Source organism: Mesorhizobium sp. YR577 (genome assembly GCF_900116595.1).
Lineage (GTDB): Bacteria > Pseudomonadota > Alphaproteobacteria > Rhizobiales > Rhizobiaceae > Mesorhizobium_M.
Map to the genome: position 1 here is coordinate 33,951 of NZ_FPBI01000016.1, position 26,158 is coordinate 60,108.

The window sequence follows — 26,158 nt, forward strand, 5'->3', positions numbered from 1 at the left end:
GACAATGAATCACGGCGAACGCCCTGCGGCGAGCGGCTTTTTCAACAGCCTGCTAGACCAAATTCCTTCCGACCATGGGTGGTGGCAAAATCGTCGAGATCGAACCCTATTCCCGGTATTCCTCGACGTTTAGCGGCAAGCAGCAGCGATCCGATGCCGCAACCGACGTCGACCATCGGGCCCCGCGCGCCATTTTCCGTCAGAAGATCGAGAAGCTTTTCGGACCATCCGAGGTTCCGTTCAAGGACACTAATGTGCCACGCGGTCTGATCGGTTTCCGGATTCGGCTTCGATTGCGGGCTGGAAAAACTTTCGCACTCCATGCAGTAAAATAGATGCGTCGTTCCACCGATCTTGCGCGGCCATTCCTTTACCCACGCCATGTTGGGTGACGCACAAATCGGGCAGGTTTCGGGTAGATTCAATACGTTGTCCCTCCGCAGCGCCGCATAACATCATAGGGGCTGCGCAGGAGCAACAGCTAAGCTGGATGTTGCGAGGTCAGCGGTAGCGCGCTGAGAAAGTCCCCGGCACCTGCTTAAGATGCCGGGGTGCCTTTCTCCGGTCTCGGTTGAAGCTTTCTGCCAGAACGCATCTGCCGCAGAAAAAGGCTACCGCTACAAAAGCACGCCATCATTCCTGCGACAATCCAGCCTCGGTGTGCCCGGTGCGCGGCGAGATTCGTCTCATCCTGATCGTCGCGCTATACCGCTCGCCATCATTCCGGGCGTGCCGAGGAACGAAGCCGGAATGACGTGGCGCTCGCTTGTGCCAGAGCCTTCATGGCAACTGTCGCCTGCGAAACACATCGTGATCCTGCAAAACCGAGAGCAATCAGCGCTCCTGATCCTGCTACCCTAGCGGAGTTGCTCGGCAGGAGATTTGACCAGACAGCCGTTTTGGTAGCCGCATGGTGCGCGTTGCTGGCGCGGTGTGAAGGCTCGGATGCCAGCTACGAAACCTGGAAACAGGTTTTCGTTAGGCTGCATGAAGCCACGCCAACAGGATGAACGAGATCCGATGTCATCGAGTGGGATGTTTGTACAGGCCGTGATGCTTTCCTGGCATCAAGGGCAGGGGGCTCCGACTTCGAGTGTATTAGCCATTCATACTCTTGCGTGGCCGCCCACCCTTTGCGCCATTAGCCCGGGCTGCCGCAGCCTTCGCCGGCGATGTGGTTTGACCGGCCCGCCTGGTCATGTAGGCCTTGGTGCCGAAGATGCCAGCAGCAGACCCAGAATCGAAAGATCGACGTCCAACGCCTCCCAATGCAAACCGTAGCCTGCCCCAAGGATCGCGATCATGGCGAGCTGGTCGTCGGTAGCTTCTTCCAGACCTTGGGCCGTGCGGTGGAAATGCGAAGGTACCATCATTCGTCAGATCGACCGTGACGCGACCGTTCTGCTTGTCAAATCTCCTGCTCGTCCGTCGGCAGGTCAGCCGTTTACTATGGATCGCTAACTCGCCCCCCGGGTTGCGAGCGACACGACCGCGAGGCAAGCCGCACGCCTAATCCAGCACCGTTCTCTGGAATGGATTCGATTCCGGCAGTTTGCAATGAGACGACTGGAGCGGTTTCACTCTCGGGTTCGCGACACCTGACGATCTGGCGCGGCTCGTCCGTCAGATGTCAGCGAGGGAGTTTTTCCCGGCGGATCGGACTGCCAGGTAAGGCTGGAAACGGGACGATCAAAGGGCAAGGTCGGCGTCAAGCTGAAGTGACAGTGGTACTGCCTTCTCGAGCCGCGGCGAGGAGCTCATTGATCCCGTCAGAGTCGCATTCCACGCAAAGGACAGCTTGTAGGCCACCTTCGGTGGAACGGTCGGCTTCCACACCGAAGCTGACTTCGGAGGTGAATAGGAAACCAATCCATCGGCCTATTATGTGTCTAAAGTCGCATAAGATGCAGAGAGAAATGGTTCCATTCCATTGTGACAAGGAGCCTTGTATGGGAGCACGAGCGGGACGGTCGACTTCGACTTTCAGGTCCGTTGGAATCAGGATGGTGCCGGCGACTTTATGGCAGTCGGCATTTGATATGTGCACGGTGCATTCCTCGAACGAAAAAGCCCGCTGCCGGGAGGAGGTGGCAGCGGGCTTGATTTCGAAAACGGTGCGGAAGGAGGTGCACCGCATTCAACGCCAGCATCACATCTGGGAGGAGTAGATGGCTGACGAATCAATGATAGCGAGCGCATCAAATATTGCAATGCACAAATATCTATTTTGCACTGCAATAGCCGGTCGGTCTGGATCGAAGAGATTTGGAGTGCTGGCTCACACAGTGCGGTCAGACACGAGATGATGTTGCGGCCAGACGGTTTTCGTCGTCGATCAAGCTAAGACGGGCAGGCGCCTCATTGCCCCAGGTCCAGAGCACGAGGTTTAGGTCGACCTCGGACGCGCCGGGGGCAAAGCTTCTGACAACCAACGCATGATAGCCACCGGCAATCAGCCGTCGGGCAAAGGCTTGCGTTCTGGCCTCTCCGGTTGCCTTCATCTGGTTGCGCCATGTGCTGTCTGCCAGCGCGGCCGTATCCAGACCTTCTGCCTCGAGGGCTTGCTCATCCCGGCAATCGAAAACTCCATCGATCTCGGCATCGTAGCAAACCAATGTCGTCGGCTGGAGATTGCCGACCTGATTGGCTTCGCGCAGTGCCGTCATCACCGACAGAGACGCATAGAGTGCCGGCACGCCTTTCGGATTGAATCGCCCACCGTAGAGTTCGGCGCCGCGACCGGACAATGGCTCGCGCGCATAGACAGGATTGAGTGCTCGATAGAGCTTGCCCCGATAAAGCATCAACCTGTCAGGCGTGTACGCCTGCATCGACCGCGTCGATATAGTCGAGGACGTCATCGGCGCGCCCGCTGCGAACGAGCTGCATTGCCGTCTGACCGGAGAAGCCGGGCAGGGGCTCGGATCGGTACCAGGCATACGCCATAAGGCTCGAGCCGAACCGCTGCTCCACCTTATTGATCACTTCGACCATTTCGCGCAGCCGGCGCTGGGTTTTGTCCGAATGCACGCGATCCTTGCGCTGAACAGCGTCCTTGCCGAGCCCTGCGGTTCGGGCGACCTCTTCGCTGGTCGTGCGAAAGGCATCCGCTATCTTGCGCGGTGCAAAAAACCCGTTGTCGGAATATTGAACCAAGCCCATTTTGGTCTCCCGCGGAGAGTGCGCCGCGTCAATTGACGGAATATAGCGACAGTTTTGGCGGCATTCAAGGGCGGGTCGACGTACCGTTTGAATGGCAGTGTCCACATCAGTCGCCCTGCCGAGCTCGCCATTCTCAGGGCTCGATGAACTGTCCCCGCCAAATTCCGGCTTTTCGCTGTTTTGCGTCGCGCTGCTCGCCCGAGTATTTGCCCTTGGAGTATCTCGGCCAGTCAAGGGCGTGGCCGTCGGCAGGGCCATTACAATGGCGGCTGGCTCAGAAGGCTGTCCTGCAGCTGCACTCAGATCGCTACGATTTCAACGACACGATACTGCCTCAGGCCGTCCGTGGAGAAAATGCCTGTTCATTGGGCAGCAAAAATTTGCGATTGCAGATTATGCAAAACTGTATAATTATCATTATACAGCAATGAATTTGGGGTTTTGACATGGCGGCCTCTGGCGATAACCGGATGAATGGGGCTGAGGCCGTCGTGGAGATGCTAGCCGCTCACGGGGTCACCCATGTGTTTGGCCTTTGCGGCGACACGAGCCTCCCTCTTTACGATGCGCTCTGCCGCCTTGATCATGGAATCACCCATGTTCTCACGAGGGATGAGCGGTCGGCTGCATACATGGCCGATGGTTATGCCCGCGTCACAGGTAAGGTCGGGGTATGCGAGGGTCCCAGCGGTGGCGGCGCGACCTATCTGCTTCCGGGACTCGTGGAAGCCAATGAATCTTCGGTTCCGGTACTTGGCATTACGACCGACGTGTCTGTCGCTTCTCGCGGGCGCTATCCGCTAACCGAGCTTGATCAGGGTAGGCTCTACGCTCCGTTGACCAAATGGAACAAGGTCATCGACACAGTGGACGAGATTCCGCACGCCTTGCGCACCGCATTCAGAGCGATGACCACCGGCAAGCCGGGGGCTGCTCATATCGGCCTTCCTTACGACGTACAGAAACACCCGATCGAAGCCTCCGACATCTGGGCGCAGCCCGAGCATGGACTGGCCCCTGCCTGGCGCGTCGCGCCGGACGCTTCGGAAGTGAGAAAAACCGTCGATGCGCTCGCAAATGCCCAAAGCCCTGTATTTGTCTGTGGCGGCGGTGTCGTCATTTCCGGGGCGATGGACGTGCTCGACAGGGTGGCAAGCCTGCTGAACGCCCCTGTTTGCACAACGATCAGCGGTCAGGGCTCGCTTGCCGAAACGCATCCACTTTGCGCGGGTGTCGTCGGCTCGAACGGCGGCGTTGTTGAAACGCGCGAAGTACTTGCACAGGCCGATCTTGTGGTTTTCATCGGATGCCGTGCCGGTTCGACATCCACCGAGCACTGGAAGGTGCCGGCGCGGGGTGTATCCATTGTTCATATAGACATCGATCCAATGGTCATCGCCTGCAACTATGCTACCGCGGTTGCCCTCCCGGCGGATGCGCGGCTGGCACTTGAGGCTATTGCTGACGCGATCGAGGCAACGGGCAATCGTCGCCCGGCTGGCGCCGTGGATGGCCGATCGCTCGTTGCATCCGCAAAGAAAGGAAAGCGTGAGCGGTTCGATGAGATCGCCGGCAGCGTAGAGACACCAATACGTCCGGAAAGGCTTGTCGCAGCTCTCAACGCGATCCTTCCTGACGATGCGGTTGTGGTTGCAGACCCAGGCACGCCCTGTCCATACCTTTCGGCGTATTACGAGCTCCGCCGGCCCGGACGGCACTTCATCACGAACAGGGCGCATGGAGCGCTCGGTTACTCCATGGCTGCCGCCGTCGGAGCGTCCTTTGGACGTCCGGACGCAAAGGTTGTTGCGGTTATGGGAGACGGCAGCTTCGGCTTCACGGTTGGAGAACTTGAGACGATCACGCGCTACAACGTTCCACTTACGATGATTGTCATCTCGAATGCGGTTTTCGGCTGGATCAAGGCCAGCCAAAAAGCAGGCTACGACAAGCGCTATTTTTCGGTGGATTTTTCAAGAACCGATCATTGCGCAGTAGCTCATGCCTATGGCGTGAAATCCTGGCGTGTAGAAAAGCCCGAAGAACTTGAGGCCGCCTTGCGCGAGGCGGTCGCCCATGACGGACCTTCGCTCGTTGATGTGATCTGCCAGCCGCTGGAAGAGGCGGCGGCGCCGGTCAGCCAGTGGATGGGCTGAGCCAGAACGAATACGCCGGGTTCCCCGGTGAGGATAAGCAGTAACGGCGCAGGTTGACCCGCGCCCCCGATAATCGACCGGACTGTACCCGGCAGCCAATGAAAGGAATACAGGGATGACTACCTTTAATAGACCCCGTGCCGGCTCCGAGATCAGCCGGCGCACCATGCTTGCCGGTGCAGCAGGGCTTGGACTTGCAGCCATTTTGCCCGGCAGGGCCTTTGCGCAAGGCTCTACCTCAGTCACTCAGTTCATCTGGACAGGGGCCCAGGAGCCGGTGCCCCGTCGGATTGCGTCCGAATACATGGCCGCTAATGCCGGCGCGAAAATCGAGATCATTTCTGGCACCAACGGAGCCACCTATCCGAAGCTCGCGGCGTCACGCGACATCGACCCCGATGCCCCGCTTCTCAACCTTGGCTTCTTCAACCTCGATGCCACAGAGCGCGGCAAGCTGGTGGACATGTGGCTCCCGATCGACCCGGCAACCGTGCCCAACGTCGCGGGCATCTTGCCGAAATACCGGCAGTCGGGTGATCTCGGCGCTTTCTTCTGTATGGACGCAGGCGGGCTTGTCTACAACACCAGTCATTTCGGCACATCCGCGCCCGATAGCTGGGAAACGCTCTTCGACCCGGCGCTAAAAGGCAAGGTTGCGCTGTTTGACGGACTATGGCCCGGAAACGGACTTGTCGTGCTCGCCAAGCTCCATGGCGGCAGCGAAGACGATATCGAGCCGGCCATGGCGATATACGAAAAGGCTGCACGTGACGGTCAGTTTCACTCGCTCGTGACCTCGAATGCCCAGCTTCAGCAATTGCTGGTATCTGGCGAAGTGGTTCTTGCCCCGCATTTCCGCGGCGTTGCCATACCGTGGGCGAAGGATGGCGCACCCGTTGCCTATCATGCACCAAAGGAAGGCCAGGTCGCATTTCCTGAGGGCTTCCAGTTGGTCAAGGGCACCAGCGAGGAGCAGCTCAAGGTCTGCCGCGAACTGCTCAACATCTCGCTGTCGCCTGAGAATGTACTGGACTACTGCCTGACCGCTCAGGTCATTCCCTTGGTGGACAACATCAAGCTCCCTGACGACGTCGCCGCCGATCCTGCGATCCAGCCGGAGGCGATCGCATCGGCCATTCAGCTCGATTATGCGAAGATTGCAGCAAACGGCCCGGCATGGACCGACATGTGGAACAAGCGCGTCAAAGCCAATATGTAATCATATCGTTGCAAGCGGCGTCAGACCTCGGCGCCGCTTGCAAGTCCCCAACAAGCAACAGGAACGACCATGGCCGATGTCGTGCTCAAGGCTGTCGAAAAGTCCTTTGGGTCGGACCGTGTCGTCAAATCCATAGACCTCTCCGTCGAAAAGGGGGAGTTCTTTTCGCTTTTGGGCCCTTCGGGCTGCGGAAAGACGACCACGCTGCGAATGATCGCAGGTCTGGAAACACCATCTTCCGGCGATCTGCTGATCCGCGGCGAACGCATGAACAACGTGCCGATCAATCGACGGCCCACAAATCTGGTTTTCCAAAGGCTGGCTCTGTTTCCCCATCTCGACGTCATGGAAAACGTCGCGTTCGGGTTAAGGCTGAAGGGCATGCCCCGCAGTGAGATTCAACGCCGCGTCGCTGACATGCTCGACGTTGTCAGCCTTGCTGGCTTCCAAACGCGTCGTGTTGCGGAGCTTTCGGGCGGCCAGCAGCAGCGGGTGGCCATTGCTCGAGCGCTCGTTAACGAACCCGCGGTGCTGCTGCTTGACGAGCCGTTGGGCGCACTGGACCTGAAGCTCCAGCTGAAGCTGCAGCGCGAACTCAAGCGCATCCAGCGCAAGACCGGCACGACTTTCATCTATGTCACGCACAACCAGGCCGAGGCGCTGACGCTTTCGGATCGGCTCGCGGTCATGAATGAGGGGCGCATCGAGCAGATCGGGACGCCTGCCGAGATGTATCTGGGCTCGGCCACAAGCTTCGTCGCCAGTTTCATCGGGCGGACCAATCTTATCAAAGGCCGTGTTGAACGGCGTGGCGCGGAGATGCGCGTCACTGATGGGCCGTTGGTGATCGTGGTGAACGAGGCAACTGGTCTCGTCGAGGCCGATATGGCGGTCTTGTCGTTGCGCCCCGAGCGAATTTCCATCCTGCCGGCGAGCGCAGGTGAGGGCGTCGACGCCACCGTCTCCGAGGTCGAGTTCCTCGGTTCGACCATCCTTTATAGGATGCGGCTGACCGATGATCGGCTGCTGCTTGTCCAGACGCTGGCCGATGCGGCACCCCTTTCGGAGGGCATGGCGACACGGCTAAGCTGGGACAAGCATGCTGCCTTGTCGATCCGCAACACCTCCGTGTCGGAGGACGTCGAATGACGGCTGTCGCAGCTCCGGTACACGGGCGAACGCTTTCCCGCGGGATGCGGCTGGCATTACTGCTCGGACCGGGATTTGTGCTGATCGTCCTGCCCTTCGTGGCAGCAATGATCCTGCTCGGCGCATATTCCCTCAATCTGCGCGATACCACCGGTTCCGGTATTGGCTTCTCCGTGTGGCAGTCGTTCCTGAGCGACCAGTTCAACTGGCAGGTCATTTGGAGAAGCGTCCGGATCGCCGCGCTCTCGACCCTCATCACCGTGGTTATTGCCTATCCCGTCGCGGCCGCGCTGCTGCGTGTGAAGAACAGATTCTATCTCATTTTTGCCTATGTGGCGCTTTTCTCGCCACTGCTGGTGAGCGTGATATCGCGATCCTATGGGTGGTTGCTGCTTCTGTCCGATAGCGGCTTCGTCAACCAGATGTTCGGCATGGTCGGCCTTGGCCCCTATAGGATGGTCTTCAATGAAACTGGCGTGATGATCGCCATCGTTCATGTCGTCCTACCCTATGCCGTACTGCCGATCCTCAATATCATGACGCAGATCCCGCCGATCTATCGCGAGGCTGCACTGGATTTGGGGGCTTCCGGCTGGACGGTTTTCCGCAAGGTGTCGCTGCCGCTGACCCTTCCTGGCGTCATCGTTGCCGCCGAGATCATATTCGCCCTGTCGATCAGTGCTTTTGTGACACCAAGCCTGCTTGGAGGCGGGCGCGTGCTGACGCTGTCGCGCATGCTCTACGACAATATCGGGCTGATCGAATGGGGGATGGCCGCGGTGCAGGCCATCGTGCTGCTTACCACCGCTCTCGCGGTTCTGCTTGTGCTCGAGCGAACCAACCGTTCCACCCATGCCGCGAGGCAGTGAGATGCAGGAATCCACATTCAAACGCTGGTCGTTGCATCTCATATTGGCTGCCACGCTGCTATTCATGCTGGCGCCGATCCTGATCGTGATCGTCAACTCGTTCAACGCCAGCGCTTACAATGCCTGGCCGCCGGAAGGCTATACGCTTGACTGGTATCGCAAGGTTTTGGCCAATCCAGCATTTCAGCGCGGTGCGATCAATTCCCTGATCATCGGCGTGATCTCAACGGCCCTTGTGCTCGCACTTGGCACGCCGATGGCCTACGCTCTGGGGCGCATCCATATGAGAGGCATCACCGCCTTCAAATCGGTGCTGTTTGCGCCTTTGATCGTGCCCCGCGTGGCAATAGGCTTTGCGTTGTTCGTGCTGTTCGTCGGGCTTGGCAGCGCTACGGGCTTGCGGCTTTATGGAACATATACAGGGGTCATACTCGCCCATTCGGTGCTGATGTTGCCGTTCGTTGTCGCGATCCTGACAGCCAGTTTCGGCGAGGTTGATCCGATCGTCGAAGAGGCGGCGCGCGATCTTGGCGCTACACCGATCGGCGCATTCCGGCTTGCCGTACTGCCCCAGATCAAGGGCGCGCTGCTGGTTGCAGGCATCTTTTCCTTCATCACGTCGTTCGACGAGGTCGAAACGACGCTCTTCATCGTCAAACCGGCGGTGAACACCTTGCCGGTCGAAATGTATAATTATCTAGAGCAGTACCAGGATCCGACGCTCGCCGCGCTCTCGACCCTTCTGATCGCCTTTACATTCATCGTCGTGCTGATCGTGCCCTTCGCGGTCAAGGGCAGCGACCTGTTTCGCATAATGACTTCTGGAAGAAAATGATGGGTCAACCACGCTATCGCCTTGGCATCGACATTGGCGGCACGTTTACGGATATGGCGGTTGTCGAGGAAGCGACGGGCAAGACCCTGACGTTCAAGACGCCTTCGGTTCCTTCGGATCCCGCGCGAGCGGTGCTCAATGGCGTCAACATCCTGCAGCGCGATTACGGCATCGCGCCCAACGACATCGGATACTTCGTGCATGGCACCACACTTGGACTGAACACGCTCCTTCAGCGCAATGGCGCCACGACCGGGCTTCTTGTCACCAAGGGTTTCCGGGACCTCCTGGAGATCGGGAGGCTGCGTCTGCCGGACCCGACCAACTATTATGTCGAGCGCATCAAGCCACTGGTTGCACGCCGGCATGTCCGTGAGATCGATGAGAGGTTGCGAGTGGACGGAGCAGTCGTCACGCCGCTCGATCTCGATGAGGCGACCCTGGCGGCACGCGATCTCATGGAAGCCGGCGTAACGTCAGTTGCGATCGTCTTTATGCATGCCTATCGCAACCCGCTTCACGAGCGGATTGTGGCCGAGCATCTACGAAAGCAACTTCCCCAACTCTATATATGCGCCTCGCACGAGGTTTGGCCGCAGCAGCGCGAATATGAGCGGGGACTGCTCACCGCGATGAATGCGTTCATCGGTCATCGCATGCGTCACTATTTCGACAGGCTTCACGATGACATGGCTAATGTCGGAATGACCGCGACCCTGCTGACGACCAAGTCGAACGGCGGCATCATGGCCGCCGCTTCCGCTTCCGCCTCGCCGGTGGAGACGCTGCTGTCCGGCCCGGCCTCCGGCGCCATGGGCGCGTTGATGACGGGTGTCGCGAGCGGCAATCGCAAGCTGATCGGCTTCGACATGGGTGGCACGAGCGTCGATGTGGCGATCATCGACGGCGACATGGTCTATTCGACCGAAAGTCATATCGGGGACTTTCCGCTGATCATGCCGGCGGTGGATATTTCGTCGATCGGCGCAGGCGGGGGCTCGGTTGCGTGGCTCGACGGTGCCGGCATTCTGAAAGTGGGGCCGCAAAGCGCCGGTGCCATGCCGGGCCCCGCTGCCTATGGGCATGGCGGTGAGAAGCCAACGGTCACCGACGCCTATGTGCGCATTGGCCTCTATTCGCCCGGACGCGTCCTTGGCGGAGGACTGAAGCTTGATGGCGACCGTGCAGAGGCGGCGCTTGCGACCATTGCCGGGCCGCTTGACCTGACGACGGCCGAGACGGCGCAGAGCATTCTTGATGTTACCACTGCCAATATGTTCGCGCAGTTCATGCCGTTGATGGCCCGGAAAGGGCTGGATCCACGCGACTTCAAACTCCTGGCTTATGGCGGCGCGGGTCCGCAGCATGCGTTTCTGCTGGCGCGCGAGGTTGGCGTGGAAGCCGTTCTGGTTCCCGCATCACCCGGAACTCTTTGTGCGCAGGGCAGCCTCGCCGCTGATCTTCGCCAGGATTTCATTCGCACCATGCCGCCAGGACACCCTGATATCGCGGCGCTCAGCCGAGGTTATTCCGATCTCGTCGCCGAAGCGAAGGTCTGGCTTGCCAACGAGCCGATCCAGACATTGGAACAGCGTATGCAGCTTTCAGCCGATATGCGCTATCACGGCCAGTCGTTCGACCTGACCGTTCCGCTCGGGAAGTCCGAATTCGCCGAAAGCGATCTGCCCGCGCTCATCGGTGCGTTTCATTCGGCCTACGAGCGCATCTACGGCTTTTCAGATCCTGCCGGCGCGATAGAAATCACCAATGTGCGCCTCACCGTTCTGGGCATCATGCCCAAGGTTCCGCTGGCCAGGCTTTCCGCAAGCGTTCGAGCCGGTTCGAAGCCTGTTCCCCGCATCGTGCTTCCCATCATAGAAAACGGGGTCGAGGTTTCTGCCGCCTTCTATGATCGAGCAACGCTTTTGCCCGGACACGCGTTTGCCGGACCGGCCGTCGTCGAGGCCCCCGACACGACCATCTATCTGCCCGGTGATTTTTCGGCAGAGATCGATGAGTACGGCAATCTGATCGGCCGTCTCCGGCCGGCGGAGTATCAATCATGAAGACCAGCCCCGTACAGCTTGAGATATTCCGCAATCGCTTCCAGGCAATCGTCGAGGAGATGGCCTCGGTGACCTTGCGGACGGGTTTCACCGTTTTCGTCAAGGAGACGTCCGATTTCGGAGCGTGCATCGTCGCGCCCAGTGGCGAGGTACTGGCCGCCCCGACGGAAACGTCGGTCAGCCTCATGGTCGGATTGCCGGGTTGGGAAGCGATCGGCGCATTCAGCGAATACGACGAAGGCGACGTGTGCATCGCCAACGATCCGGACACGACGCGCGGCCTGTCCACGCACTTGCCTGATATCTGGGTCTGGCGGCCGATTTTCGTGGACGGTGAGATCATCGCTTTCGCGTTCAATTTCATCCATTCGTCCGACGTGGGTGGCCGTGTGCCGGGTTCGATCACCCCGGTAGCGACCGATGTCTGGCAGGAGGGGCTGCGTATCCCACCCTTGAAGCTCGTCCGGGCTGGGAAAATGAACGAGGACATCGTCAAGCTGATCCTCACAAACTGCCGCATTCCCGACCAGAACTGGGGGGATATCAAGGCCGAACTCGCATCTCTGGCGACAGCAGATCGGCGCGTCAAGGAGCTTGTGGTTCGCTATGGCCGCTCGGCCGTGCGCGACGGTATTTCGGACCTGTTGTCGAGTGCGGAAGCTCGAGCGCGCAAGATCATTGGGACGATACCGGATGGGCGTTACTCGGCATCGGACTACATGGAGATCGACACCGGTAGCGGCAGCAGCAGGCCGATCCGTATCGCCCTGACAATGGAAGTACGCGGTGAGGAGATCACGCTCGATTTCACGGGCTCCGACATGCAGGTCAAGGCAGCCTTCAATCTGCCCACCTACGGTCAGCCGGGGCATTACATGATGAGTTTGGCGATCCTGAACTACTTCCGGACGCTCGACCCGGAGATCCCATACAATTCGGGGCTGACCCGTCCGCTCTCCATGGTCCTGCCGCAAGGCACGATCCTGAATCCCGATCCCGGCCGGGCATACGGCGTGCGCGCAGCCACCTTCATTCGCGTCATGGACTGCATCATGGCCTGTCTGGGGGAAGCGCTGCCGTCCGCTACGCCTGCCAACAGCGCCGGCGCAATTGCGATCGTGCTTGTGTCCAATGTCGATCCTGAAACCGGTCAGCGCCGCATATCGGTTGCGCAGCCATTGTCCGGCGGTTCGGGCGGCCGCCCAGCACAGGATGGGATCGACGGCACGAGTTTCACCGGTGGATGGTTACGCAACGTGCCCAATGAGGTGCTCGAAGCGGAGATGCCGGTTCTGGTGGAAGAATATGGCTATGCGACCGACAGTGCGGCTCCCGGCAAGCAGCGCGGCGGCTCGGGCATAAGGTTCCGCATGCGCAACCTGCAGCCGGGTACGGTTCTGACCGCGCGCGGGCTCGAGCGGTTTCGTTTCAATGCCTGGGGCGCGCTTGGCGGCTCCCCCGGCAGCAATACGAAGGTAACCCTCAATCCGAAAGGTGTCGCGCAATCGCTTGGGCAAATAGATCTGGTTGAACTTGCCCGCGGCGATGTCGTCGAATTTGTTTCGCCGACCGGCGGCGGCTATGGCGATCCATTCCTGCGTATACCGCAGCACGTGCTGGACGACTTTCTTGACGGCTACATCACCGATGAGGCCGCGCTTGCCCATTATGGCGTTGTGATCAGTGACGGTGTGGTCGACGCCAGTGAGACCGCGCTGCTGCGTGAGGGCCATCAACCCGGCTCAGGCACAAACAAGGGGGAGGCGCGCGCGCTTTTCGATAGCGTGTGGCCTGAAGCGGTGCAGCATGACCTGATTATGGCGCTGCTGGCCCGCCCATCTGCAGTCCGCGATACGCTGAGGGTGCCGCTCGAGGCGCGAGTCGAGGCGGAAATGCGTGCCGGCAATATTTTCGATCGGGCACGGATCGAGGCTTTGATCCTGGAATTGACTCTCGAGGAGGGGCAGGCATGACGCGAACAATGCATCAGGCATGCGACATGAACCGTCTCCGTCAGTTGATGGAAGCATCGAAACTCGACGCGATCATCGCGTGGGGTGGCGCAAACTTCCACTATGTGACCGGTTACCAGAACTATTTCGACAATCCGGGAGGGTCTCTGGCGTTGATACCGGTCGACGCGGCCAAAGAAAGCACGGCTATCGTCGCCAGCTGGGTATATGATGCCGCACGAGCAAACAGCTCAATCACCGATATCAGGTCCTACCCGCTTTGGATCGAGATCGGCGATATCGCCGACATGCGCGCAGGCAGGTCGCAGCGAACGACAAAGCCGAGCCCGCGCTTCGACCTTTCGCGCAACATGCGCTCCCTCGCCGACGCTGTCGTCGAAAAGGGCCTGGGCGGCGGCCGCATCGGAATTGAGATGAATCTGGTTTCGGCTGCTGCCTTTGCGATGCTGCAATCGTTTTTGCCCAACGCAAAATTCATCGAATGCTCAAGCGTTTTCACGGACACGCGGGCCATCAAGTCGGCATTCGAGATCGATAGCATCCGGGAAGCAACGGTATTCGCTGAAGAGGGCTTGCGTGCGGTGGTTTCGACGCCACTTCGCGGGCTCGACACAAACGGCCTGAAGATGATCTACGACAACGCCTGCGCCAAGCGGGCAGCCGCGATGCCGGATTCCGGTTTCATGGGAACACGGGTAACTGCCTCGATCGGCTCGGACGTGTCCCCGACCATTGCGGGTGGCCAATGCATCGAGGGCGATGAAGCGGTCTTCTTCGATTGCGGCGTGTCGATTCACGGTTACGGGTCCGATACCGGCCGCACGCTCATCTTCTCGGCGGCGAGTGACGAGATGCGTCGCATCATGCACGCAATATGTGCCGGCATGGATGCGGCGATGGACCTGCTGCGCCCGGGTATTGCTATGAGCGAGGTGTTCCACGCCGGGCAGAATGCGGTACGAAATGCGGGACTGGATTGGTATACGCGCGGGCATATCGGCCACGCGATGGGATTGGGGATGGCGGAGCAAGCCCCCTATCTCTCGCCCGTCGAATCGCGCCTACTCGAACCCGGAATGGTGATTGCCCTGGAGACGCCGCTCTATGTAAGAGGACTTGGTGGCTTCCAGGTCGAGGAGTGTTTGGTCATAACTGAAGCGGGACATGAAAAACTGACGAGCCTGCCGCGCGATTTCATGATGGCGACGCTTTGACGGGAGCACGATGAGAACACCAGCGCAGAAAAAGACACATATCGTGGACGATGCTCAGCCGAGCATTGTTGAGCGTGTCTACGCAGAATTGCGGGAACTCGCGATACGTTTCGAGCTTCTGCCGGGCGATCACGTCAACGAGGTGGAACTGGCCCGCCAGTTCGGCGTCAGCCGCACGCCCCTGCGTGAAGCGCTTAACAGGCTGGTATCAGACGGCTTCCTCACATTCGTAGCCGGCAAGGGCTTCTTCCGCAGATCACTCGATGTGAAAGAGGTCTTTGATCTCTATGAGATGCGTCAGCAGCTGGAAATGGGTTTGGCCGACCTTGCCGTCGAACGTGCCACGAGCGAGCAGTTGCAGGGTATCCGGGATTTCCTTGCCGTCAGCATGAAGGAGGATCCCGCTCGAACGGTCAACGACCTGGTTTCGCTGGACGAGGAGTTCCACGAGCAGGTGGCGGCGCTCTCAGGCAACATCGAGATGCTGCATACGTTGCGAACGATCAATGCGCGGATCAGATTCATCCGTTGGGTAAACATGGAGAACGGTCGCCGCAGGCAGACACAGGGAGAGCATAGCGCGATATTGGAGGCTATTGCCGAAAGGGATGCTCCGCTCGCGCGCTCGCTTCTTCATGCTCATATTGACGGGCGGCTGGAACAGATCACGCTCGCAATACGCGAGGGGTATGCCATGATCTATATGAACCGCGCGCAGGCCGGTTCGACTCGGTAAGTTCCATCAAGAGTCGTCTGTTGGACAATCAAGATGTTCGCAAGGCCTCGACGCAAGCATTGCTGGAACGGTCGGCTGGCATCATGCCTTCTGTGCCATCACCCAGGCCCTCACCGGTAGCGAGGCCTTCACAGTCGCGGGGATTCCCATCGCTCGAAAGGCTGCCGTCGTCGAGGCCGGCCTTGAGCTCAAGCTGACACCAAAGTCAGAGTTGGGCATCTCCTATGATGGCCAGTATGGTTCCGGGACTCAGCAGCACGGCTGGCCGCAGGGCTCGGCGTGAGGTTGTGAACGTCTGAACTGATGAGGTCGACTCGCGCCGGTCGACGAATCGCTGGACTGCCTTATGTACTCGCGGATCCGTTGACCGCAGCTCTCTATTGTGCTCGAAAAGTCGCATAAGATGCAGTGCGGGACAACTTCGCCTGATGCAACACAACGGGCCAGCGAATGCGTCGGACGCTCAATTTGCAAATCGACAACATATGTCGTTTGCACTAGGTATCACCATCAGCCCGATCGTCCTGTTGCGGTCTAGCCAAAGGACCGGGGTGCGGTCGTGTGCCCCTGTAGACGTAAAGCAGGCATGGCATGTGGGATATCCAGTCTCTTTTCAGACGGCACGGGAAAGATATCGAGCGTTTTCTGCGCCGGCGTGGCGCATCCTCCGACATGGCCGAAGATATTACGCAAGAGACTTTCCTACGGGTTTTGACTGCGGCGCCTGCAATGCCCATCGGCAACGACAGGGCCTATCTCTTCGGCGTCGCCAGAAACCTGTCCGTCGACATCGCGAGGCGTCAGCGTCTGTTTCCAACGGTCGCTGACGCGGAGATGGTGCTTGCGGCGCTGCCCGACGAGGCGCCCTCCGCCGAGCGGGTTGCCATATCGCGGCAGGAACTTGCAATCTTGCAGGCGGCGCTGGACGAGGTGCCGCAAACCCCGCGCGAGGTTTTTCTGTTGCGTGTCGAGGGGCACACCTTCGCGGCGATAGGGGAAAAACTCGATATCCCTTTGCAAACTGCTTTCAGCCAGATGGTCAAGGTGATGATGCATCTGAAGTCGCGTCTGGATCAAGCTCGAGGCGACGAACCGCCCGTTTCAGAAAAACGACGCCGCTAAACGTCTTTGCAGTAGCAACCATCGCCAAGAAGACTTTCATGAAGAATGACGTGCCACAGGATTGGGGTGACGAGGACTTCGCACAGAATCTGGATCCCGTGATGCGTGAGGCGGTAGCCTGGTTCGGGATCACGCATGGCGATACCGTTTCTGCTTCCGATCAGGCTGCCTTCCGGGCCTGGATGCGCCGTGATCCTGCGCATCCAGCCGCCTATGCCGAAGTCGAGCAATTGTGGGCCGGTGCTGCCGGGCTGCCGGCGGTGACGGAAAGAAAGCGCAAGACGCGCCGCGTGCTGACAAGGCGGATGTTCACGCAGGCAGGCATGCTGATTGCAATCGGTGGCGGCGCCTGGATGGTCAAGGAGACCCATCCGTTCGCGGATTATCGCACCGCGACCGGCGAACGCCGCAACTTCGCTCTCCCCGACGGCTCCAGTGCCGATCTCTCCACTGCAACGGCGTTGTCCATCGACTTCGGTCCGGACCGGCGGAACGTCTTTCTGGAGGCCGGCGAAGCCTTTTTCGCGGTGGCGCAGGACGCCCGCCGTCCGTTCGCCGTGCAGGCGCGCAACGGAACGACGACCGCGTTGGGCACTGCCTTCTCGGTATCGATCGTCGACGGGGGTGTCCGCGTCACTGTGGCGGAGCATGCCGTCGAGGTGGCAACAGCGACCCAGGTTGCACGCGTCGAGGAAGGGTCTCAGGTTACCTATGACAGCAATGCGCTAAGCGCTCCCGTTACGACCGATGCGGAGGCCGAGCTTGCCTGGCGCGGCGGCCAGCTTGTCTTTGCGTCGGCACGATTCGATCGCGTGGTCGCTGCTCTCAATCGCTGGCGCTCGGGGCGGATCGTTATCATGGACGATGCTTTGACGGGCCGTATCGTCACCGTCATCGTCGACCTGAACAGAACCGACGACATCATGGCTCAACTCTCCGACGCGCTGCCTATTCGCGTGGTCCACGTGACCCCGCTGGTGACGCTCGTTTTCTCCGCGTGAGAAAGAAAAATAAAAAACTTGAGTTTTCTATTCAGAAAATAGGCAGCCCGCTTCGTCTTGAACAGCAGGGGCTAAGGGCATGCGTCTGAAGCAGTGTTTGTTCAGGAGAGAGTGGAATGCGACGTGGGGCGAATTCGACAGCAGGGATCAGGACGAGCATACGTCTGCGCGCGGGCGTCGCAACATTTCTGACGCTGACGGCGGTCCTGGCAGGCAACAGTGTTGCAATTGCGCAGGACACCGCCAAGACGGAAACGCAAGTCCGCGTGACCGCCGCGTCCGAGCCACTTCGCTTTTCCATATCTGCACAACCACTTGCAAGGGCGATCGTGCTCTTTTCCCGCACAACCGGCATCAACATCGTCTCGGATGGCGGCATCCCGGCAGGCATCCAAAGTCCCGGCCTGTCAGGCAGCTACACGGCGCAGGAGGGGCTTTCGAAGCTCCTTTCGGGGACCGGTATAAGCTATCGTTTCACCGGCGCTCGCTCGGTGACGCTGGTGCGCATGGGTTCAGACGCCGGGACGACTGGAAGCGTCGGAGCAGACGGTTCGATCGTTCTTGACACAGTTACCATCGAAGGTCGGATCGAGAGCGCCTGGGGACCGGTCGACGGCTATGTCGCCAAGCAGAACGCATCGGCAACCAAGACGGACACTCCCATTATCGAGACGCCGCAATCCATCTCGGTGGTGACGGCCGATCAGATTTCGGACCAGAAGGCTACCTCGATTGCCGACGCGCTGACCTACACGCCGGGCGTCAGCATGCAGTCGCCGGCCTTCAGCCGCATGGCCGACGACGTGATGATGCGCGGTTTCAATGTCGCGACCGGCAATGGCGGCATGCTGCGCGACGGCATGAAGTATCAGTCCAATGTCTATGACGGCGGGCAGGAGCCTTACGGCCTCGAGCGTGTTGAGGTGCTGCGGGGGGCGTCATCGATGCTCTATGGCCAGTTGACGCCCGGAGGCATCGTCAACGGCATTTCGAAGCGGCCGACCCAGACCCCGTTGCGCGAAGTCAATGTCGAATATGGCAGCTACGACCGCAAGCAGGTCACGGGCGATTTCAGCGGTCCGCTCACCGAGGACGGAACGCTTCTTTACCGCCTGACCGGACTTATCCGCGATGCCGACAACTGGGTCGACCAGACGCCGGACGACAAGGTCTATATCGCGCCTGCTCTTACCTGGCAGCCGGATGCCGCGACCTCGCTCACCGTGCTGGCAAGCTACCAGCATGTGAACACGCGGTTTGCCACGCCGCTTTCCTTCCAGGATGTCAGCACAGGCCGCATCCCGCGCGATCTTTTCCTGGGTGAGCCGGATTTCGACCGATACAAGGGTGACACCTATACGATCGGATATGATTTCGGACATGAGTTCGACGGCGGGCTGAAACTTCGCCATAGCGCCCGCTACTTCGCCTCGGACGTCAACTGGGATTACATGCTGGCAAATCTCGCGCCGGTCATGGGGTCAGATCTCTACCGGTTGGCCAGCCTCCGTCATGAAAAGGCCTATGGCGTCACCTCCGACACTTCGCTGGAGAAGACTTTCGAACTGGGGAATTCCGAACACACTATACTGGCCGGTTTCGACTATTACCGCCGCGGCTATGACAGCCATCGCTTTCGCGGGACGGGGTTCGTTCCCCTCGACATCGATAATCCAATCTATTCCGGATATCCCGAGATCGATTACGGGACCGATCGCGGCAGCGACAATGTCAGCGATCAGGTCGGGTTCTACCTGCAGGACCAGATCAAGTTCGACGACAAATGGGTGCTCCTGCTTGGCGGACGCTACGATTGGAGCGACAGCACTTCCACCAGCTACCAGCGTGGCACCACTACGGAACAGAAGGATGATGCCGTCACCGGACGCGCCGGCCTCGTCTATCTCTTCGACAACGGCATTGCGCCCTATGTGAGCATCAGCCAGTCCTTCGCGCCGCAGATCGGCATTGATGCATTGTCGGGGGAGACACTGAAGCCGAACGAAGGGATTCAATATGAGGCTGGCATCCGCTACCAGCCGGAAGGCAGCAATATCCTGCTGAGCGCTGCCGTCTATGAACTGTCGCAGAAGAACGTAGTCAGCTACGACGCTTTCGGCGATCCCTACCAGATGGGCAAGGTCCGTTCTCGCGGCCTGGAACTTGAAGCCCGGGCCGAGTTCGGGAATCTCGGCATCATCGGCGCCTATGCCTATACGGACGCCAAGATACTGAACAGCGCGAATGATTGGGAAATCGGCCAACAGGTCGACATGGTTCCATACCATACCTTCTCGCTTTGGGCCGACTACCGCATGGACGATCTCGGGCTCGAAGGCGTCAAGCTGGGCGGTGGCGTCCGCTATGTCGGCAAGACCAATATGGTGGACAGCATCGACCTGGTCGGCACGCCTGAGCATGTGCCGGGATATTTCCTGGCCGATGCCATGGTGAGCTACGATTTCGCAGCGATCGACAAGAAGTTCGAAGGGACGAAGCTGACGCTCAATGTCCGCAACCTGTTCGACAAGGAATATTTCACCTGCGCCGGGTCGACGGGCTGCCGTTATGGTGAACCTCTGACCGCGACAGCAACACTGTCCTACAAGTGGTGATCATGAGGCGGGGCCGTCTGACGAGACGTGCGTTGTTCGGGGCGGCATTTGCCGCCCCTTTCGCGTCGCTTGGCTTGGCCCCGCTCCGTGCCGCATCGACCCCGCGGATCGTTTCGCTCGACCTTCTGCCGACTGAGCTTCTGCTCACTCTTGGCGTGACGCCGTTGGCGGCAGCCAATCTTCCCCTCTATCGCCGGCTTGTGGCACAACCGCTTCTTCCTGACGAGGTAACGGACCTCGGACCTCTCACCGAACCGAATGCGGAATATCTCCAGTCCCTCAAGCCGGATGTCATCGTGCTGGCATCGTGGCAGGTCGGCGGGCTCGACCGGCTGGCCCGCATTGCACCGCTCGTGCCGCTGCAGACCATCGCCGGCGATGTTCCGGCGCTCGATCACATGGCAACGCTGCTGGAAAAGATCGGAAGTCTTGCAGGGCGCGAAGCGGAAGCGACGCGCTGGGGTCAGCAGGCAAATGACGCTTTGTCGGCGGCACGTGCTGCGCTCGGCCCACGCTCGGCGAGGCCGCTCTATGTTTGCCGCTTTTTTGAGAATGGCCGTAATGTCGCGGTTTTCGGAGGAAACGGGCTCATCGGTGATGTCCTGCGGCGGCTCGGGCTGAGCAATGCCTGGCAAGGTCGCGTCAACGCTTCGGGCGTTGCTTCCGTCGGTATCGACCAACTTGCTAGGAACCCCGAAGCCCGCATAGTCCACTTCGACCGTGGCCCGGAGACTGCGCGCGCGCTCGAACGGCTTGCCGAAAGCGCCCTGTGGAATGCCTTACCCGCCGTGCGAAGCGGCCGCGTGACGATGATGCCGGTCATCTACCCGAGCGGTGGCGTCTTCACGGCGATGCGCTTTGCCCGTCAGCTTGCCGACGGACTTCCTGAAGATGACTGATCTGGCAATCCCGCGAACGTCCGGCAACCGGGCTGCGTTCCTCGGAAACCTCCTGCTGCTTCTTTCGCTGGCGCTGCTTGCGCTCAACCTGCGAAACCTGTTGCCCGTCAATGGCTGGATGGAAGCTTTCGTCGGCTTCGACCCGGCAAATCTCACGCAACTGATGGCGCGCGACGTGCTGATGCCGAGGTTCGTCATGAGCCTGCTCTGCGGTGGCGCGCTCGGACTTGCGGGGTTGGTGTTCCAGCAGGTGCTGCGCAACCCGCTTGCCGAACCCGGCACACTTGGGGTGTTTGCCGGCGCCAAATGCGCGCTGGCGATCGCCATCCTCTGGGCGCCTGGCGCTCTCGCTTTGGGCTGGGACATCGTCGCTTTCGCCGGCGGCATGATCGCCACGCTCGTGGTCCTGCTGCTCGCATCGCGCCAGGGGTTCTCGCCGCTCTCCGTCATCCTCGCCGGGTTGATCCTTTCGCTCTCGCTAAATGCGTTCGGCTCGATGCTGACGCTCGTCCATTTCGAGGCATTGAGCGACCTCTATAACTGGGAGGCTGGCTCGCTGGTCCAGAACAACTGGAAGGGCGTACAGGACCTGCTGCCTCGGCTCGGGCTCGTTCTTCTGGCCACCGTGCTGATGACAAGACCGTTGACGTTGCTGGACCTCGAGGAGGGAAATGCGCGCAGCGTCGGCCTGTCGCTCGCTACGGTCAGAACATTGGCCATCGTCATTGCGGTGGTGGCGAGCGGCTTCGTGGCGGGCGCAGTCGGCGTGATCGGCTTCATCGGCCTTGCTGGGCCTGCCATCGCGCGTCATGCCGGAGCGCGGCGGTTCCGCGACAGGCTGTTGGCCGGGCCTCTCATTTCCGCCGGCCTGCTGGCGCTTACCGATCAGGGCCTCGTTTTTGTTTCGGGTGGCATGGAGATCCCGGCCGGCGCCGTCACCGCGGTCGTCGGCGCGCCGCTGCTCATCTGGCTGATGCGAACGATACGATCGTCGCAAAGGCTGCCCCAGACGTCCGGAGCAATAGTGGCAAGGCAGTCGTGCGATGGCCTTCCCGTGGTCTGGATCATCGTGGCTCTGGCAACGCTTGCGGTTGTCATCTCCGTGGCGCTCGCTGTCGGGCGATTGCCGGAAGGATGGCATATCGCGCTCGGAGACGAATTCGGAGACCTTGTGCCTTGGCGGCTGCCACGGGTGACGGCGGCACTCGCTTCCGGCGTGATGCTCGCCATCGCAGGCATGCTGATGCAACGGATGACCGGAAATGGTCTCGCAAGTCCGGAAATGCTTGGCATCTCGTCGGGCGCGGCGATCATCCTGTTGCTGGTAACGTTCCTTTTGCCGCCACTCGACCGCATCACCATGATGGGCCTGTCCAGCCTGGGCGCCGGCCTGGTGCTGGTCATGGTCCTGTGGCTCAGCCGCCGCTCCGGCTTCTCGCCGGAGCACCTGCTCCTGACGGGGGTGGCGCTCAGCACCGTGCTTGGCTCAACGCTGACCTTCCTGGTCTTCATCGGCGATGTCCGCGTCCTGCACGTGCTGAACTGGCTATCCGGCTCGACCTATTCAGTGACCGCGACAGACGCCATGGTCATCTGTTTTCTGGCAGCTGGGTCGCTCGTCCTTGTGCCGTTCCTGGCGCGCTGGCTTGCCATTCTGCCGCTGGGCGCGGCCACCTCGACAAGCCTGGGTCTGTCGCTCCGCCGCAGCCGCCTCGTACTGCTTCTGGCAACCGCTGCACTGACAGGCACGACGACGCTGATCGTCGGGCCGCTCAGCTTCGTCGGGCTGATGGCGCCGCATATGGCGCGGCTGCTCGGCATCAGGCGGCCGATTGCGCAAACCTATGTGGCAGCAACGATCGGCGCGCTCCTGATGGTGCTGGCGGACTGGATCGGCCGAACCATCGCGTTTCCATGGCAGATACCGGCAGGGCTGATAGCAACCATGCTCGGCGGCACATACTTCGTTGCGTTGTCGTTTCGGCGATGATCCCGGCGCTCCAACCCATCTTCCGTGGTGACTTGGCCACAATCGGTGAACAGCTTGTCCTCGAAGACGATCCGCGCCCTTATGTTCCGGGCAGTGAGCTCCTAGACGAACGCAGGCTAGGCAGGCTGCTTGCGCGTTTTGCGGAAAACTATGAGCAGCCCGATCTTCCGGCCGTCGCGACCCAATGGTCCAAATGGCATTTTTCCGTGCTGCTGACGCCGGTTCTTGCCGCCAATGTCATTGCCGACTGGCATCTTCCGACCGATATCCAGTTGATCGGAGTCATCCTTTCCGAAGATAGCCGCACATCGGCAATTCGTCTGTCCGGCGAGGGGAGCGCAGTTCGCCCAGCCGACGCCCATGAGCGCTTCGACGTGCTTATCGAGAGGCATCTGAAGCCGCTTATCGCCGCGCTGTCCCATGCGAGCGGTCTGCCCCAGAAGGTCCTGTGGAGCAATGCCGGCAACGTTGCCGAAAACGTGATGCGAGAATGCGAGACGCTTCTTGGAACCGATCACCCGGGTGTGCAAGCCGGCAGCCTCCTCTTTGCATCGCGGCACTGGCCAGATGGAAGCAGGAACGGGCTTTACCAGCCTGTGCGCTATGTGAGCAAAGGCGACGAGACGCATCGCCAGCGACGTGTCTGCTGCCTGCGCTATCTGATCCCTTCATTGGCTTACTGCAAGAGTTGTCCGCTCGATGTGTCGCGTAGACAAGGACCCGGTTAGCCGCCTTCGGAAAAATCCCGTTAAAGCGACAGTTCTGCATCGACTTCTGGGACAGATATGGCCCGCGTTGACGGCCCCCGCACCAAGTCAGCTTTCAGGATCGTCACTCATGCCACGACCGGCCCTCAGGGGTCATACCGTAATAATCCGACAGATGACGTTTCAGCGACTTGAATTTCTTGCCGTCGTCGAGGCAGACCGGGCTGTCACCGTGGAACCTTTCATCACAATCTTGACGACTAAAACCGGCCGACACATATTTTTTGCCGGGCCATCGCCGTTGGCGGCCGTGACCCACCCCGAAACTCAAATTTTCGTTCGACTTGGAGGATCAGATGAGCGATCGGATTTTCGACAACCCTATCTTCGTGAAGGACGGAAATGTCCGTATCCAAGAGATTTCCTGCCTCGAAGACGCCCTGGAATTTCTCTACGATTGGCCGAAAAACAGACGCGGGCCTATCTACCAAACCGCCCTCCGCGCCTGCCAGAGAGCCTTTGACAGCGACTTTCCGCGGTCCGCTGCGCGAGATGCTTTCGCAAGCTTCGCCAAATCGGTGAGAATCCTCGAAGAAGCTACAATGCCTATGCCGTGGATGTTGGCTCCGAATCCCAGCCGCAGCGGCGGTGTGATCGCTTAAGCCAGTCAGGAAGAAGGGAGGTTGATATGCTTGCAAAGCCCTTCGAGCAGCCGATCCGCGTATGGGTCGGGCTTGGCTTTCCTCGGCAACTCAACACTGTTATCGACGCATATCAGTTCGCCTTGGACTGGTGCGGCAATAGTCCGGAACAAAGGGCAGCTATCAGAGCCTGCAAGGCGGCCTTGACTGGAGAGATTGAGGCGGAAACAGCGCGTGGCATATTCGCAGCTTTTGCGCGCAAGAAGGACATTCTCATCGAAGATGGTATGATGCCACCGAACGAGAACGCTCCTCGAGCCAGGCACGTCTAACAGTCGAGAAACAGCCGGGGCGGCGGGAGATATTCTGCCGCCTCCGATCCTCTAACCCCAATGGAACCTGCGCGGTTGGCTGGCGGCCGAACGGAGCTTGACTGCTGCGTGCGCAGAGGGCACGGCGAACCTCCTCAACCAATTCCGAGCAATTCGTTGCGCGTCATCCCGCTTACAACAATCCCGCAACGGTTCGAAGCGGTCGCGGCCACCTTTGGAAAGCTTGGTCAGCCAGACCGGAAAGATTGACTAAATCCACCTTTACGCCCAACTTGACGCGTTTTGACCCGGCGCGCGCAATAGCGCACACCATCTCCGCAACTGGGTTTAATCCGGACAGCGACAGATAATTCCGGATTGTGCATGGGGTGGAAGTTTTGACCCAGTTGAGCGTATGCGGGCATTGCGGTAGCGGCTCGAAAAACTGGTTTGGCTATCTCCGCAGGGGTCACCCGGCTTGGTTGGTAATGTCTTCCGATATCAAGCCGTAGAGATGCTTTGCTGCAGGCAGCAATGTCATCCCTTTCCGGGTGATCATCGTAAAATGCCTGTACAATTCAGGTTCGATGATTCTCAGAACCTTGCAGTTCTTGACGCGTGAAAGATCGGCGATCGAAGCGGTCAGTATTGCAATGCCGATGCCTGCGTTTGCAAACGCAAGCAACGTCTCCCCCTGTATACAGTAATATTCTACCGTGAATGCCAAACCCTTTTCTTCCGCTGCCCCGGAAATAATCTGATGCACTACTGTGTTTGGGTAGAACATGACCAGGGAGTGGCTCAGCACGATATCAAGGGCTATAGTTCCAGTGTCTTCACCATTCTGAATCCACTCATTGGGAACAACTGCAAGAAGCGGCTCGGCACGACCATATTCAAATGTCATCTCAGGGTCTGAGAGTTCCGGGCCGACGCCGAAATCCGCCTTGTCCTGCTTCAAGGCATTCAGAATCTCGGCCGACTTATATTCACCAATGGAGACCTTCACGCCGGGAAAGGCATCCTTAAACGCCTTAATAATGTAGGGCAGACGCGCTGCAGCGTAGGTGGGCGAACAGGCGATGCGAACATGGCCGCGCCGGAAATCGATGTCTTCCTTAATATGGCGAAACGTCATCGAAAGACCAGAGATCGACGCACGCGCCTGATCGAGCAACATCTTGCCGGCCACCGTCAGTTCCACATGACGTGTCGTGCGCAGGAACAGCTGGGTTCCGGCCTGCGCCTCCAATTCCTTGATCTGCATTGAGATCGCAGACTGGGAACGCCCCATCGCCTTGGCGGTGGCCTGAAATGAGCCGAACTCCGCGACACAGACGAATGTGCTGACGAGCTTGAGGTTCACATGGGCGAGATCGTGAACGGTTCGCGGTTTGATCATTGTCGCTCCGGCCTCAGCTGGGCATGCCTACCCACTCCGTGATAGACAAGACCCCTCCCGCCTTCAAGCGGAGCGCGCGGTTCTCGCAGAT

21 protein-coding genes and 2 pseudogenes are annotated in these 26,158 nt (G+C 59.7%); 17 read left to right on the top strand and 6 right to left on the bottom strand.

Translation table 11 applies throughout. The annotated features are described in order from the left end of the window. Positions 1-41: 41 nt before the first annotated feature. The 4 genes and pseudogenes from BM413_RS32670 to BM413_RS22030 all read right to left on the bottom strand — a co-directional run bounded on the left by BM413_RS32670 (position 42) and on the right by BM413_RS22030 (position 3,162). Positions 42-425 carry a class I SAM-dependent methyltransferase gene (locus BM413_RS32670; RefSeq protein WP_139238636.1) on the bottom strand — a complete coding sequence of 128 codons (384 nt, stop codon included), beginning with the start codon at positions 423-425 and terminating at the stop codon, positions 42-44. Between the two features lie 673 nt (positions 426-1,098). After that, a pseudogene (locus BM413_RS34110) lies at positions 1,099-1,455 on the bottom strand (DUF2442 domain-containing protein). Positions 1,456-2,291: 836 nt separating this feature from the next. Continuing rightward, positions 2,292-2,804, bottom strand: coding sequence for an RES family NAD+ phosphorylase (locus BM413_RS22025; RefSeq protein WP_091916942.1), 513 nt, complete (start codon positions 2,802-2,804; stop codon positions 2,292-2,294). Between the two features lie 7 nt (positions 2,805-2,811). Next, positions 2,812-3,162 carry an MbcA/ParS/Xre antitoxin family protein gene (locus BM413_RS22030; protein ID WP_091916944.1) on the bottom strand — a complete coding sequence of 117 codons (351 nt, stop codon included), beginning with the start codon at positions 3,160-3,162 and terminating at the stop codon, positions 2,812-2,814. Between the two features lie 470 nt (positions 3,163-3,632). On the opposite strand from BM413_RS22030, the gene BM413_RS22040 reads away from it, so the two are divergent. The 15 genes from BM413_RS22040 (at position 3,633) to fhuF (ending at position 23,734) form a co-directional block, all read left to right on the top strand. Then, a complete protein-coding gene (locus tag BM413_RS22040; protein WP_210188950.1) occupies positions 3,633-5,318 on the top strand; it encodes a thiamine pyrophosphate-binding protein in 1,686 nt (561 codons plus the stop codon). Between the two features lie 115 nt (positions 5,319-5,433). Then, a complete protein-coding gene (locus BM413_RS22045; RefSeq protein WP_091916948.1) occupies positions 5,434-6,537 on the top strand; it encodes an ABC transporter substrate-binding protein in 1,104 nt (367 codons plus the stop codon). A 69-nt stretch (positions 6,538-6,606) separates the two neighbouring features. Continuing rightward, positions 6,607-7,686 carry an ABC transporter ATP-binding protein gene (locus BM413_RS22050; protein WP_091916950.1) on the top strand — a complete coding sequence of 360 codons (1,080 nt, stop codon included), beginning with the start codon at positions 6,607-6,609 and terminating at the stop codon, positions 7,684-7,686. Then, positions 7,683-8,555 (top strand): ABC transporter permease, encoded by an 873-nt coding sequence (locus BM413_RS22055; protein ID WP_091916952.1) that lies wholly within the window; start codon positions 7,683-7,685, stop codon positions 8,553-8,555. The genes BM413_RS22050 and BM413_RS22055 overlap by 4 nt, the downstream gene beginning before the upstream one ends. A 1-nt stretch (position 8,556) precedes the next feature. After that, positions 8,557-9,390 (top strand): ABC transporter permease, encoded by an 834-nt coding sequence (locus BM413_RS22060; protein WP_139238637.1) that lies wholly within the window; start codon positions 8,557-8,559, stop codon positions 9,388-9,390. Then, positions 9,387-11,456 carry a hydantoinase/oxoprolinase family protein gene (locus tag BM413_RS22065; protein ID WP_210188951.1) on the top strand — a complete coding sequence of 690 codons (2,070 nt, stop codon included), beginning with the start codon at positions 9,387-9,389 and terminating at the stop codon, positions 11,454-11,456. Before BM413_RS22060 ends, BM413_RS22065 begins: the two co-directional genes overlap by 4 nt. After that, complete coding sequence (locus BM413_RS22070; protein WP_091916958.1) at positions 11,453-13,429, top strand: hydantoinase B/oxoprolinase family protein; 1,977 nt, start codon at positions 11,453-11,455, stop codon at positions 13,427-13,429. Before BM413_RS22065 ends, BM413_RS22070 begins: the two co-directional genes overlap by 4 nt. Continuing rightward, positions 13,426-14,643 (top strand): M24 family metallopeptidase, encoded by a 1,218-nt coding sequence (locus BM413_RS22075; RefSeq protein ID WP_091916960.1) that lies wholly within the window; start codon positions 13,426-13,428, stop codon positions 14,641-14,643. The genes BM413_RS22070 and BM413_RS22075 overlap by 4 nt, the downstream gene beginning before the upstream one ends. Before the next feature lie 10 nt (positions 14,644-14,653). Beyond that, positions 14,654-15,379: a GntR family transcriptional regulator gene (locus tag BM413_RS22080; RefSeq protein ID WP_091916961.1), complete on the top strand. Its 726-nt coding sequence runs from the start codon at positions 14,654-14,656 to the stop codon at positions 15,377-15,379. Between the two features lie 591 nt (positions 15,380-15,970). Then, positions 15,971-16,501: an RNA polymerase sigma factor gene (locus BM413_RS22085; protein WP_091916963.1), complete on the top strand. Its 531-nt coding sequence runs from the start codon at positions 15,971-15,973 to the stop codon at positions 16,499-16,501. Positions 16,502-16,539: 38 nt separating this feature from the next. After that, positions 16,540-17,502: a FecR family protein gene (locus BM413_RS22090; protein WP_091916965.1), complete on the top strand. Its 963-nt coding sequence runs from the start codon at positions 16,540-16,542 to the stop codon at positions 17,500-17,502. A gap of 116 nt (positions 17,503-17,618) precedes the next feature. Continuing rightward, the gene (locus BM413_RS22095; protein WP_091916967.1) at positions 17,619-20,117 is read left to right on the top strand and encodes a TonB-dependent siderophore receptor; all 2,499 of its coding nucleotides are present in this window, start codon (positions 17,619-17,621) and stop codon (positions 20,115-20,117) included. A gap of 74 nt (positions 20,118-20,191) precedes the next feature. Beyond that, positions 20,192-21,016, top strand: a complete 825-nt coding sequence (locus BM413_RS22100; RefSeq protein WP_175544398.1) for an ABC transporter substrate-binding protein — start codon at positions 20,192-20,194, stop codon at positions 21,014-21,016. Then, complete coding sequence (gene fhuB / locus BM413_RS22105; protein ID WP_091916971.1) at positions 21,009-23,006, top strand: Fe(3+)-hydroxamate ABC transporter permease FhuB; 1,998 nt, start codon at positions 21,009-21,011, stop codon at positions 23,004-23,006. Before BM413_RS22100 ends, fhuB begins: the two co-directional genes overlap by 8 nt. Before the next feature lie 32 nt (positions 23,007-23,038). Then, positions 23,039-23,734 (top strand): siderophore-iron reductase FhuF, encoded by a 696-nt coding sequence (gene fhuF / locus BM413_RS22110; RefSeq protein WP_175544399.1) that lies wholly within the window; start codon positions 23,039-23,041, stop codon positions 23,732-23,734. Between the two features lie 124 nt (positions 23,735-23,858). Here the strand turns inward: fhuF and BM413_RS34020 are convergent. Then, positions 23,859-23,990: pseudogene (locus tag BM413_RS34020) on the bottom strand (MucR family transcriptional regulator); the annotation flags it as partial. Positions 23,991-24,069: 79 nt separating this feature from the next. Here BM413_RS34020 and BM413_RS22120 point away from each other — a divergent pair. Further along, on the top strand, positions 24,070-24,375 hold the full coding sequence (locus BM413_RS22120) for a DUF982 domain-containing protein (protein ID WP_091916975.1): 306 nt from the start codon (positions 24,070-24,072) through the stop codon (positions 24,373-24,375). Positions 24,376-24,401: 26 nt separating this feature from the next. Continuing rightward, positions 24,402-24,686 (top strand): DUF982 domain-containing protein, encoded by a 285-nt coding sequence (locus BM413_RS22125; RefSeq protein ID WP_091916977.1) that lies wholly within the window; start codon positions 24,402-24,404, stop codon positions 24,684-24,686. A 448-nt stretch (positions 24,687-25,134) separates the two neighbouring features. On the opposite strand, the gene BM413_RS22130 is transcribed toward BM413_RS22125, so the two are convergent. Next, entirely contained in the window at positions 25,135-26,067 is a 933-nt protein-coding gene (locus BM413_RS22130) for a LysR family transcriptional regulator (protein ID WP_091916979.1), read from the bottom strand. Between the last annotated feature and the right edge of the window lie 91 nt (positions 26,068-26,158).